This window comes from Saccharibacillus endophyticus (assembly GCF_013185185.1).
Classification (GTDB): domain Bacteria; phylum Bacillota; class Bacilli; order Paenibacillales; family Paenibacillaceae; genus Saccharibacillus; species Saccharibacillus endophyticus.
This window is the reverse complement of record NZ_JAAZWE010000004.1, coordinates 134,798-146,565: the sequence shown is the minus strand read 5'-3', so window position 1 is coordinate 146,565 and position 11,768 is coordinate 134,798. Positions and strand designations below refer to the sequence as shown.

Genomic DNA, 11,768 nt, shown 5'->3' with positions numbered 1-11,768 from the left:
AGCAGAAGAGAGGCAGGCTGCAAGCATGACAAGGCATGAATGCGATTCGGAGAACGGGGCGGCGCAAGCCTCCCTTTCTGCCGATTCAGGCGTAAGAAAGTTGTTTTTCCATGAGGACGATTACTGCATGTTGGAGCTGGTTCTGCCGGGACAACAAGACGAGGCGGAAGAAGAGATGGGCCATATCGCCAGATTTTCGGAAAAGCATCGTACGGAAGCCGGGTACACCGATCTGTATGTGCGAAAAGGCGACGCGGACGGCCTGACCGGGCTTGGCATCCGCATTGCGGACATCAAGGCGGCAGTATCTTCGTTCGCGCAGCCGTACGATATCGTGTCGACGGGCTATGGTTCTTCGTACCGCGTGGAATGTCCTCGGATTCAAGCTTTCGGACCGAACGAAGAGACCGCGCTTTTTTGCGAGCATAAGGACGGCATTTTATATAAAGCCTGGCTGACGCTGGAGTTCGAGGATCGCGATCGGTATGAATGGACCCTCAAGCTGCTGCGTGCGCTGGCCGGCCTTGCACCGCTTGCGTTGGCCGATTGGAACTGGGGCATACACCTTGAACTTCAAGACGATGCGGCGCTAGCGGCGTATCTGGAGAACTATTTGGACGAAGAGTCGGATACGCCATGAGTTCAAACTGCATCATCAAGCACGATCGTCAGGCTCGGGGCGGAGGTGAACGGGAATGAGCGGAAGCGATATGCGGGCACGGTTTGCAAGACTGGTCGCACTCGGCACCGAAGATTATTTGATTCGGTATGCCAATAAAGGCTTGTACAACCGTGCGCTTAAGGAGATGGAAAAAGGCGTTTCGGTTCAGTATGACTTTACCGAAAACGAAGTGATCTGCACGCTAAGCGACGACACGATTTGCAAGCTGACCGATTCCATCGAGTCGTTTGCTTGCAGCTGTCCATCCGATAAAATCTGCAAGCATGTGCTGATCGGGATTTTGGATTACCGGCGCTTTGCGGGCAGCGGGGATGGATTATCCTCAGAGAACGAGCAAGACGCCGATGCGAAGCATGGGGAATCGAGCGCAGCTAACGATGGAGCGCCGGCCGATTCCGGAAGTGATCAAGAATCGGAAACTTTTGGGTTGGATGCTGCGGCAGACCGATCCGTAGAGGCGGAGTCGCCGGTCTTGGATTTCGGTTGGCTGACGGAGCGGGAGATCAGTGAGCTCGTCTCGCCTTTTTCGCCTTCAAGAGTGGAAGAGGCCGCGTTTCGGTTGAGGTATGTGGAAGAACTGGAGGTGCGCGAAGGCTCGTTGCTGGTCGTGCAGATGAAGCGTTCCGGCGTGGAGGTCGCTTTTACCGATACACCGGAGATTGCCCGTGCTTTATGCGCGGTTTCGGGTACGGACGGCGAGATGTACAAGCTTGAAGCGCTGCTTCGTTACCGGGCAGGCAAAGGGTTGAACGATAGCGACGCGTTAGCGGCAAAGTTGTCCAAGGTCGAGTTCCCGCCGGAAACGTTAGGCGAATTCCGCGACAGCATCGGCGAGCTGCTGCGCAACGGCCTTGCTCGTTTGCCGCATAGCTTCGCCGATCGTTTCGAGCTTCTCGCGATCGCGGCCCGCAGCAGCGGACTGCCGAATCTGGAGCGCGAAGCGCGCGGAATTCATGGGGAGCTGGAGCTGTTTTTCGCACGTCATGTTCGGTTCTCTGCGCGGGTTCTATTGAGTCGCCTTTCTCGCGTGAGCCTGATGCTGGATGCGCTGGAGAGCGAAATCGGGCCGGCGCGCCGGGCGCAATTGGCAGGACGCTTTCGGGGCAAATACTATACGGTGCCGAGGCTTGACCTTTATGCGCTGGGAGCCGAACCGTGGGAGACGCGTTCAGGGTACCGGGGCATCACGTATTATTTCTACTGCGGCGAAGACGGCGGACTGTACACCTACAGTCAGGCTCGGCCCGCTTATTACGAGGGTTCCGAGTTCGACTTCTCTCGTCATTATCGCGAGCGTTCGCCGTGGAAGCCCGATCTGTCGATGAAAGAAGCCAGCAGCTCGATGCTGTCTTTCCGCGCCGTGAAAGTGAGCGGCGAAGGACGGTTATCCTCCGGAGGTTCACCTGTGCTGACCCTGACGGAGCGGCCTGCGGCAGAGTCGTTCGATTTCGGGAATCTGCGAGCATCTTCCTTTGCGGAACTGGCATCGGAGCCGGTTCAAGTGGGATTGTTCGGAGGGCTTCCGCGGCGATTCAAGCTGCTGAGGGCGGCAGGAATCGTGGGTTCGATCTACGATCGAGTCGCGCAAGCTCTCAAGTTTACGGTTGCGGATGCCGCAGGCGACCGATTGGAACTGATCCTGCCGTATCACGCGGATTGGAGCGCGGCGATCACTCGCTTGGAATCGGGACGGGGATTGCCTAACGGGGACGAGTTCCATATTTTTGCCTCGATCAGCGAAGACGGCGTGTATCCGATCAGCTTCCTTCAAGGAAACCGGCAGTTGAATTTGAAGCTGGACGTATAGGGCGGGTCGAAACGGAGGAATAGCGCATGAACAGGAATAGCGCAGGCGGTATCGAATTAGATCGTCTGCTCAGCCGAGTGGAAGATTGGACGGAGGATCTGCTGCTGCGCGGAACGAGCCAGTTTGCCGTGGAAGACGCCAAGCGACTGGAAGCGTTAGCGGATGAAGCGCAAAGGTTGGGCATGGAACTGTTGGAGGATTTGCTGCGCAAACTGGGGCGATCCGGCGAACAGAGCCGGCTTGCCGCTTCGGATATGGAACGGGCCGAAGCGTCGAAGGTCGCGGGTTTATTTTTTCGGTTATGCAGTTATACAGAGTTGGCTAGACAAAGCGTTGGCGGATCGAGCGAGTCCGCGGATGCCGATGAGGCGGCCGAAGCTGCTTCTGCGGAAGAGCAAGCAGACGCTTGATTTAAGCAGCCGCGCGGCTTTGAAACTCGCTTGCGCGCGGCGTCGCACTTGCATATAGGCCGGCGAATCGTTCGGTAACAGATCGCGCAGACTATATTTCGACTTCATCGACTCTAGGTGTTGTAACGGATCGTATAGCCGTTACGACGCCTTTTTAGGTTGCGAAAATGTTTTGACGGAATGATACGCCGTTAGCAGGAAAAAAGGCTGAAAACCTCGATTTTTCGTCATTTCCCTCCGCTAAATGTCGCCACGTTCCGTTAAAAATTCAAGTCTGTTCAATAATCGTTCTAAGCGTCGCCACGTTCCGTTAACGTTTCAAAAGTTCAGAATTGCCGCTGAATCTCATTCTATTCAAATACCTGCAAATATCCATTTAATCTTCTGATATCGACGATTCCAGAATGAATAACGACAACTATACAGTTATTTGCTTGGTTTTTTACTTTGCATCAAGATTCAATCGCCAAATAACTGTAGATAGGTATCTATTTCAGTCGTTGGCTATCCCTCAGATGAAACAACTGTAAATTTGCAGTTATTAGGATCTGGTAACATGGTCATTCTACTTTCATCCATAAAGCGCCGCTTGAGGTGAAGCCTTTGTCCGTTGCTTTGATTTCGACGGTTACGGGAGCGGATTTCCCGGGAGAAGCGCCGCGTATCATGTCGGATTTTTCGCCGCCGAAGCCGGATAACGTCTCCCAACGGGTTGCGCCGATCGGCGAACGATAACGGCCCGGTTCGATATCGACGCCGACGATGTAGGTTCCGGCTCCGAATTCGGTCTTGAAGGAGCCGGATTTGCCGGATACGGGTTTCCAGGTTCCTGATCCTTTGGAAATGAAGCCGACGTCCGAAGACTTGATCTCCACAACGGCAGGTCCTACAGGTTGTACCCGGACGATCCGGTCTTTCTCGGTACCGGATTTGCCAGAGGTCCGTTCCCAATATTCGATATTGCCGACCGAGCGATACAATCCCGGTCGCAAGTGTTCGTTAACCAGATAATGCCCGCTGCCGGAAAGGGAACCGTCTGTTCGGGATTGCTCGGACGATTGATCCGGGCCGTTCCAACGCGGGGCTTGAACAGGGCGTTTTTCCTCGTCGGATATGTTGCCTATACGTTCCGAAGAATTTTCTTTTTTAGCGGTTTGGCCATCTTTGCTCGTAGAATCGCTTGGACGGTTTTTCTCATCCGTTTGAGACTCTTTAGCTTTGTCCTGCATGGACTTGTTGCTTGAATCTTTCGAGCTTTTGTCCTCGGGTCTTTGCTGCTCCTTATTGACAGGTTGCTGCTCGTCGGCGGATGGATTCTCGGTACCACGGGTACTGGAGTCGCTTGGCCGCTGACTTTCTGTGTTCGTCGATTGCTCATTGTTTTGTGGAGTTTGGTCGTTACTCTTGTCGACAGGCCGATTCTGCTCACTCACGGAGCTGCGTTCACCCGAATCCGTCGCTTCGCTCTCGGCGTCGCCCTCATCGCTTGGTCGACTCCGCTCGTCCGCGGCACTCCCCGCCGCGCTACGCTCGGCGGGATCGCTTGCATCCTCGCGCGCCGCTTCGCCGGCGCTCTCCGCGGCTTCGCCTTCAGGCCGACTTTGCTCGTCGGCCAAGCCCGCGCCGGTTCCCGGCTCCGCGGCCGACTCGTCCGGTCGGCCGCGCTCCGACGGCTCGGCTTCGCCGCCGTCGCTCTGTTCCGGCGGACGCGATTGCTCGTCCGCCCCGGACCCGGCAGGCTGCGCCGGGTCCGCTTCCGGCCGCGAAGATTCCGCGGCCGCCGCCCCGCCGTTGTCAGCGGGACGCGGGCGTTCGGCGGAGTAACTCCCGCCGAACGCCCGTTCGCCTTGCGCGCCTCCCGAGCAGGCGCCAAGCACGGCGAGCAAAGCCGCCGAGCCCAGCGCCGCGCCAAGCAAGCGTATTATTCCTGTTCGTTTCATCTATCGTTCCTCCGATCTTGAAGAATCGCGATCCGTCGAAAATCTATCGAGATAAGAAAGGCATCCCTGAACGCCTCATCATAAAAGCAGATGCGATGAATCAATGCTCATACCTATAAACGCAGCATGCACTTCATGTGTTGCAATCGCGCATCTGCGCGCGTCTTTCATCATTTTAACAGATTCCACCCTGCACGGCCTGTCGAAGCGGGAAAGCGGCCGCGGCCGCTTTCCCGTACTTAGTACCTTGTCAACTCTTAATCAGAGGTTATGTTCGACTGAAATGTACACGCTTTAGGTGCGTTTCAGTCGGACGTAACCTTACTTTTAGCGTTGACAAGGTACTCGGCGCCCTCCTTAGACGTTGTCGCCATCTCTGTTCCCTGCCTAGGGCGTGTCTTCATTTTTACCTAAATTTTTATCTAATATTGAGCAATTTGTGAAAAGACCTTAAAACGGCCCTGCCGCTGTTGGCGTAAGCATTGTCGAATCTTGGATGTGGGCGTATAATGGAGGCATCTAAGATTTAGGTATTCAAAAAAAAGAGTATTTTGCAGCGAGAAAGCATTTTTCTGCACATTCATGTGAAATTAGGTGCAAAGTACGGATTAGGAGTCAGGCCATGAAAGGCAAGATGATGAAGAGGGGCGACTTGATTCTGATCGGAATCGTGGTCATTGCGGCGCTTGCTTTTATCGTTCCGCGTTATTGGGGTGGCAATGAAAGTGAAAAAAATCACATCGAAAATCGCTTTGTGCATATCGAGGTGAATGGTGAAGCTTATCGGACCCTGCCGCTGACGGAAGAAGAGCAGGTCGTCATGATCAAGACCGAAGACGGATTCAATCAGATCAAAATTCACAACGGCGGCGTAGAAATGATCGATGCGGACTGTCCGGACGAGTTGTGTTTGGGATTTGGGTTCGTGACGCGTCCGGGGCAGCAGATCGTATGCTTGCCGCACCGCGTATCGGTCTTTATCGGAGTCGAATCGGGAGAGGAGCTGGAAGTCGATGACGTCGTTGGCTGAAGAATCGTTGCTGCTGAAAAAGACGGTCATTCTGGCGATCTTCGCAGCAGCGGCGGTCGTGTTGGGCATTATCGAGTCCATGATTCCGGTCGGAAGCTTTATGATGCCGGGCGCGAAGTTGGGGCTCGCGAACATCATGATCCTGACGTGCCTGTATTTCTTGAACGGTAAGGATACGCTGATGCTGGTCGTACTCAAAACGCTGCTGACCGCCATGATCCTGGGTACGTTTTCGATGCTGCTGTTCAGTTTGTTCGGCGCTCTGCTCAGCTTCGGCGTCATGTACGGATTGATGAAGATCAGCCGTAAACGTCTCAGTTTGATCGGGATCAGCGTCGCCGGGGGGATTGCGCACAATATCGGACAACTCGCGGCTGCCGCGATCGTGATCGACTCGCTTAACATTTTCTATTACCTGCCGGTCTTGATGATCGCAGGCGTGGCAACGGGGATCGTGGTCGGTATCGCGGTTCGGTACCTGGTCAACGCGCTCGGCCATATGAAATTGTTCGCGCCGTTCGTACCGAACGAATATTGATGCAAGCCGCGCAGCAATAGGAAGCAGGAAGGGGGAAGCAGCATGGAACGCGAGGCAGCGGCTTTGGTCGAACTACAGGATATTGAATTCGCTTATACAAAAAAAGACACGGTGCTAAAGGGCGTAAACCTTACCGTTCGCCAAGGAGAATGGATCGCGGTCGTGGGGGAAAGCGGCTGCGGGAAATCGACGCTCGTCCGGCTGTTGAACGCACTGCTGCGGCCGCAAAACGGCGTAGTATCCGTATTCGGCGAAGAATTGACCGAGCATAACGCGCCGCTTGTTCGGGCCCGGATCGGCATGGTGTTCCAGAATCCGGACAACCAGTTTATCGGGGAGACGGTCGAAGAAGATATCGCGTTCGGACTCGAAGGATTGTGCCTGGACCGCGCGGAGATGGAGCGGCGAATTACGGCCTATACGGATAAGTTAAACATTTCTTCGCTTCTGCCGAAGCATCCGGGCGAGCTGTCGGGCGGACAAAAGCAGCGCTGCGCGGTTGCCGCGTGTCTGTCCATGGAGCCGGAGATCGTCGTGTTCGACGAAGCGACTTCCATGCAGGATGAGCGTTCGCGGCGCGAATTGCTGGGCGTGATCCGAGGGATGAAGGAGCAGGGCAACTACACGATGTTCTCCGTTACGCACGACGTGGACGAAATGCTGGCGGCGGATCGAATCATAGCGCTGCAAAACGGCACGATTCGCGCAGACCGCACGCCGGACACTTTTTTCGAGGATGAAGAGGTATTGCGCGACTGCGGGATCGAGCTTCCGTTTCGCTTGAGACTGGAACAGCAGCTCAGAGCGCGGGGCATCGGATAGTCGGGCATCGGCCAAAACAGGCAGCATCCGGGAATCAAGCAGGCAGTTGAAGGGGGATACGGTCGTGATCGGCTGGATAAGACGAAACGCGGGGAAAAAATCGAATAGCGAAGCGGACGGTTTCGGTCGAAAACCAACGATCGCCGAGCCTTTGTCCGGTATGGACGAAGCAGCGGCGTCAATGGGAGATCGGATCGAGGACGCTGCCGCGAAAAAAAACGCGGCGGGCCTATCCGATCCGGTTATCGAGTTAAGCCATGTCGATTACACCTATCAGGCAGGCAGTCCGTTCGCCGCAGCGGCGCTGCATGACGTCAATATCCGTATTCGCAAAGGAACGCTCGTCGGCATCGCCGGAGGCACGGGATCGGGGAAGTCCACGCTCCTGCAACTGCTTAACGGTCTGCTGCTGCCTACGGGAGGGACGGTTGAAGTTCTGGACCGCACGCTGCTGCCGAATAGGCAAAAACCGAAGCTGAATGCGCTGCGCCGCCGGATCGGGTTGAGCTTTCAGTTTCCCGAGCAGCATTTGTTCGAGGATACGGTGGAAAAAGACTTGATGTTCGGCCCGATGAATTTTGGCTCGTCGCGTAAAGAAGCGCAGTCGAAAGCGGTTGAGGCGCTCAAGTCGATGGGGTTGGACGAAGCGCTGCTCAAGCGTCATCCGCTGACATTAAGCGGCGGACAGATGCGCAAGGTCGCGATTGCCTCCGTGCTGGCGGCCGGACCGGAGATCGTCATGCTCGACGAGCCGACCGCTACGCTCGACTCGGCGGCGCGCCGGGAATTGATTGCGCTCCTGGCGAGGCTATGCCGAGAAGAAGGCCGAACGATTCTGATGGTTACGCACCGGATCGAGGAATTGATGGAAGTCGCGGACGAATGGATCGTGATGCACGAAGGCAGCGTCGTTTTCCAAGGAGACGCGGATGAATTGGCCGACCGTTCGGAGGAGCTGGATCATTGGGGCATAGCCGTGCCCGAACAGCTTCGCTGCTGGGCAGAATGGACGGCCCGGCTGCCGCAGTTGGCGGCATTGCCGCTTCCTCGGACGGCCGAAGATATGGCGCGGCGGATCGAAGAAGCCGTTCGCGGCTTCGCGGAGTGCGAGAGTACGAACATGGCGTCGGAAGAAGGGGCTAAACACGAGTCGATACAGGCACTTGGCGGCCCAGCCGATTCTTCGGCGGACGCACTGCCTGGACACGGAAAGGAGGCGAGCATATGCGTGACAAGCTGATCATCGGCCGAATGATTCCTACAGGTTCGCGAGTACATGAACTGGACCCGCGAGCCAAAATCGCGGCGATGCTGCTTTTCACGGCGGCGCTTATCCTCTCCAACGGTTGGCCGCAGCTCGCTGCGCTTGCGATCTTATCGATCCTGGTGCTGACCGCGACGAAAATTCCGGCCAAAACTTATCTGCGCGCTCTACGCCCGCTGCGCTGGCTGATGTTGTTCGTTTTCCTGTTCCAATTGATTGCCGGAGCAGGGAATGGCGCCGTGAATCTCTCTGCCGTCGAACCTTTACTCTGGAGCTGGACATGGGGACCGTTCACGCTTACATCCGCCGTTCTTTCCAGCGCTTTGCTTGCGGTAAGCCGCATGGCGCTATTGATCGTGTTCACCGCCATGCTGACCTTCACCACGACGCCGTCCATGCTCAGCCGAGGCGTCGAAGGCATGCTGAAGCCGCTCTCCCGTAAAGGCACGGGAGCCGAACGCTTCTCGCTCATGATGCGCCTTGCCCTCCGCTTTATCCCGGCCCTGCTGGAAGAAGCGCAGACCATCCTGAAGGCCCAAGCCGCACGCGGCGCCGATTACGAAGAAATGAAGCTCAAAGAAAAAGCGCGTCTGCTCCTGTCCCTGCTCGTACCCGTCACCGTCGGCGCTTTCCGCCGCGCCGAGGAACTGACGACATCTTTGGAAGCCCGCGGCTACCGGATCGGCGCTCCCAGAACCGCTTACCGCCAACTCATCTGGCGCTCCGCCGATACCTGGTTTACGCTCCTTTTCGCTTTACTGCCCGTAGGAGCGCTGTTAATGCGATTGACCTTATAACCAAACAAATCCGTTTCATCAGACTTTGAGCTTGCTTACTCGCTCAAATCTCTTAACCACCTACACACTAAATAAAAGAAGCAAGCCCCTGCTTAAGTCGAAGCGCTAAGCGAAGGGGGAAATTCAGTGAAGGAGCGTTAGCGTTCGCCTTTGCAATTGGGAAGCTACCTTATTAAAATTCAATCCGGCTTTCCAAGTGCAACACGCGACCGAAACGAATTTCCCCCGCAGCGTCCCGCGCTTCCCCCCGAACAGGAACTTGCTTCAAGGAGGAACCATTATGCCACGTTATTTCCAAGGAAGAGAAGTCGAACTCCTAGCCCCAGCCGGAACATTCGAGATTTTCGATACGGTCATCCGCGCCAATTGCGACGCCGTCTACTTCGGAGGTCCCGGCCTTAACATGCGCATGATGCGCAAAGGCTACAACTTCACCCGCGAAGACATCGTCGAAGCCGTCAACATCGCGCACGGCCTCGGCAAAAAAGCCTATGTCACCGTCAATAATATGCTCAGCGAAACGGACGTGTCCGAAGCGGGCGAGTACCTGGGCTTCCTCGATCGCTCCGGCGTCGACGCCATCATCGTACAGGATTTGGCCGTCCCGTCGCTGCTTCGCGAGCAAGGTCTGGATCTGCCCGTGCACGCATCCGTTATGCTGAACGTACATAACGTCGAGATGGTCCGCGCGCTTCAGGAATTCGGCGTCACCCGGGTCGTAACCTCGCGGGAAATGGATCTCAAAACAGCCCGAATCATCGAAGAACAAACCGGAATCGAGATCGAATACTTTGTCCACGGCGATATGTGTTCGGTGCACGGAGCCAACTGCTACATCAGCTCGCATCTGTTCGGCATGAGCAGCAACCGGGGCAAATGCCTCAAGCCGTGCCGTTGGGATTACCGGATGAAAAAAGACGGCTACGTCTACAGCACGCCGTATCCGCTCGCAGCCAAAGACATGAATATGTACGAATATCTGCCGGAGCTGATCGATGCCCACGTGACCTCGTTCAAGATCGAAGGCCGGATGCGAGACAAGGAATTCATGGCCTCTCTGGTCAACAGCTACGGCGAAGCGATTGATCGCTATCTCGAAGACCCGGTAGGCTTCGAACGCGACGCGGAAAGCGAGAAGATGCACAAGGAACGCAAACGCGATTTTTCCACGGCTTACGCATTCGGCAAGCCGGGCTTATCCAATATCAATCAGCGCTTTGAAGGCACGGGCAAGTTCTACAGCACGGGTAAAGTGTTCAGCACGCCGACGGCGGAACGCGAGACGAGCGAATCGGCTGTCCGTACCGCTCGCGAATGGCTGACGCATACCGCTGTAGAAAAAGCAACAACACTGCAAAACTCCGCGCCGACAGCTGCTGTTCCGAAGCTGACGGTTCGCGTCAATAACATGGCTCAGGCCAAGGCAGCGTTGGAAGCCGGCGTGGATGAACTGTTCTTGTCGGGCGACGTGCTGCTGCCGGATCGGGCTTTCGGCCGGAAAGAACTGGCCGAACTGGCCGCGATCAAAGGCAATACGCGGCTAGTGCTTGCAACCCCGCGCATGATGAACGAAATACACTTTGAACAATATGATGCTCTGCTGTCTCGCGGTGTACCGGGCTTGGACGCGCTTCTGGTGACAAACATCGGCGCGGTGCGTCGCTTCAAAGGTTTCGGTCTTCCGCTGATCGGCGACCTGTCGCTGAATCTGTATAATCATATGGCTGAACATATGTACCGCGAGTTAGGCGTAGAACGTTTGACGGCTTCGATCGAAGCCAATTTGCCGGATCTGGCTGCTCTGTTGGGCCGTACCCAAGGCGAACTGGAACTGACCGTACACGGCACGCCGGTCGTGATGTATATGGAGCACGATCTGTATGAAAATACCGAAGTCTACCAACCGGTCGCCGAAGAAAGTAATCACTATGTTCGCGACGACATCCTTGTCTTGATGACCGACAAAGGCGAAAGCCCGGTCTATAAAGACGTTCACGGCCGCTGCCATCTCACGACGTCCAAAGAAATCTGCATGCTGCCTGTCGTCGCCGAACTGATGCAGGCCGGAATCTCGCACTTCCGCATCGAAGGTTCGACCTATGCGCCGGAGCGCTTGGGCGAACTGTTGGCGGTCTATCGCGCAGCCTTGAATGCGCCGGAACGCGCAGTCGAACTGGCGGCTGGCCTTGAGCCGACCTTTGCCGGATTTACGCTCGGCGCGCTGGCTTTCCGCCGTGCGGACCGCAGCACGCCGGCGAACTTGCCGACAGCTCTGGATGCGGCTCCTTCGGCAGAGGAAGCGTCGGAAGAAAAGGTCGCGCCTGCCGAACAGCCGGTACTTCAAGAAACGAAAGGATGAGCGGAATGAACAGCGAACAACAAAATCAAGTGCCCAAATCAACCGGAGTGTTTACCGATACCGAAGCGAATCGCACGCAGAAGTCTGGAGCGGAAGCGCGACATGCAGCGGCGGCGCAG

The 11,768-nt window shown here is 56.1% G+C and carries 10 protein-coding genes; 9 read left to right on the top strand and 1 reads right to left on the bottom strand.

What is annotated here, in order from left to right:
- Positions 1-25: 25 nt before the first annotated feature.
- Genes HRQ63_RS15390 through HRQ63_RS15380 form a run of 3 tightly spaced genes read left to right on the top strand, consistent with a single transcriptional unit; the run spans position 26 to position 2,899 of the window.
- Positions 26-640: a hypothetical protein gene (locus HRQ63_RS15390; RefSeq protein ID WP_172245316.1), complete on the top strand. Its 615-nt coding sequence runs from the start codon at positions 26-28 to the stop codon at positions 638-640.
- Between the two features lie 55 nt (positions 641-695).
- Positions 696-2,489, top strand: coding sequence for a hypothetical protein (locus tag HRQ63_RS15385; RefSeq protein WP_172245314.1), 1,794 nt, complete (start codon positions 696-698; stop codon positions 2,487-2,489).
- Between the two features lie 26 nt (positions 2,490-2,515).
- Entirely contained in the window at positions 2,516-2,899 is a 384-nt protein-coding gene (locus HRQ63_RS15380) for a hypothetical protein (protein WP_172245312.1), read from the top strand.
- Between the two features lie 560 nt (positions 2,900-3,459).
- Here HRQ63_RS15380 and HRQ63_RS15375 read toward each other — a convergent pair.
- Positions 3,460-4,839: an Rv1352/Rv1906c domain-containing protein gene (locus tag HRQ63_RS15375; protein WP_172245310.1), complete on the bottom strand. Its 1,380-nt coding sequence runs from the start codon at positions 4,837-4,839 to the stop codon at positions 3,460-3,462.
- 622 nt (positions 4,840-5,461) lie between these two features.
- On the opposite strand from HRQ63_RS15375, the gene HRQ63_RS15370 reads away from it, so the two are divergent.
- The 6 genes from HRQ63_RS15370 (at position 5,462) to HRQ63_RS15345 (ending at position 11,649) form a co-directional block, all read left to right on the top strand.
- Complete coding sequence (locus HRQ63_RS15370; protein WP_308809925.1) at positions 5,462-5,869, top strand: NusG domain II-containing protein; 408 nt, start codon at positions 5,462-5,464, stop codon at positions 5,867-5,869.
- Positions 5,853-6,407 (top strand): Gx transporter family protein, encoded by a 555-nt coding sequence (locus HRQ63_RS15365; protein WP_037285018.1) that lies wholly within the window; start codon positions 5,853-5,855, stop codon positions 6,405-6,407. The genes HRQ63_RS15370 and HRQ63_RS15365 overlap by 17 nt, the downstream gene beginning before the upstream one ends.
- 42 nt (positions 6,408-6,449) lie before the next feature.
- Positions 6,450-7,229, top strand: a complete 780-nt coding sequence (locus tag HRQ63_RS15360) for an ATP-binding cassette domain-containing protein (protein ID WP_172245308.1) — start codon at positions 6,450-6,452, stop codon at positions 7,227-7,229.
- A 64-nt stretch (positions 7,230-7,293) separates the two neighbouring features.
- Positions 7,294-8,469 (top strand): ATP-binding cassette domain-containing protein, encoded by a 1,176-nt coding sequence (locus tag HRQ63_RS15355; protein ID WP_229714215.1) that lies wholly within the window; start codon positions 7,294-7,296, stop codon positions 8,467-8,469.
- Positions 8,454-9,290, top strand: a complete 837-nt coding sequence (locus HRQ63_RS15350) for an energy-coupling factor transporter transmembrane component T family protein (protein ID WP_172245306.1) — start codon at positions 8,454-8,456, stop codon at positions 9,288-9,290. Before HRQ63_RS15355 ends, HRQ63_RS15350 begins: the two co-directional genes overlap by 16 nt.
- A gap of 280 nt (positions 9,291-9,570) precedes the next feature.
- On the top strand, positions 9,571-11,649 hold the full coding sequence (locus HRQ63_RS15345) for a peptidase U32 family protein (protein ID WP_172245304.1): 2,079 nt from the start codon (positions 9,571-9,573) through the stop codon (positions 11,647-11,649).
- Positions 11,650-11,768 lie beyond the last annotated feature (119 nt).

Bases quoted from the DNA above. Each gene is read 5' to 3' on its own strand.
- HRQ63_RS15390 (WP_172245316.1), top strand. From the start codon at position 26: ATGACAAGGCATGAATGCGATTCGGAGAACGGGGCGGCGCAAGCCTCC.
- HRQ63_RS15385 (WP_172245314.1), top strand. From the start codon at position 696: ATGAGCGGAAGCGATATGCGGGCACGGTTTGCAAGACTGGTCGCACTC.
- HRQ63_RS15380 (WP_172245312.1), top strand. From the start codon at position 2,516: ATGAACAGGAATAGCGCAGGCGGTATCGAATTAGATCGTCTGCTCAGC.
- HRQ63_RS15375 (WP_172245310.1), bottom strand. From the start codon at position 4,839: ATGAAACGAACAGGAATAATACGCTTGCTTGGCGCGGCGCTGGGCTCG.
- HRQ63_RS15370 (WP_308809925.1), top strand. From the start codon at position 5,462: ATGAAAGGCAAGATGATGAAGAGGGGCGACTTGATTCTGATCGGAATC.
- HRQ63_RS15365 (WP_037285018.1), top strand. From the start codon at position 5,853: ATGACGTCGTTGGCTGAAGAATCGTTGCTGCTGAAAAAGACGGTCATT.
- HRQ63_RS15360 (WP_172245308.1), top strand. From the start codon at position 6,450: ATGGAACGCGAGGCAGCGGCTTTGGTCGAACTACAGGATATTGAATTC.
- HRQ63_RS15350 (WP_172245306.1), top strand. From the start codon at position 8,454: ATGCGTGACAAGCTGATCATCGGCCGAATGATTCCTACAGGTTCGCGA.
- HRQ63_RS15345 (WP_172245304.1), top strand. From the start codon at position 9,571: ATGCCACGTTATTTCCAAGGAAGAGAAGTCGAACTCCTAGCCCCAGCC.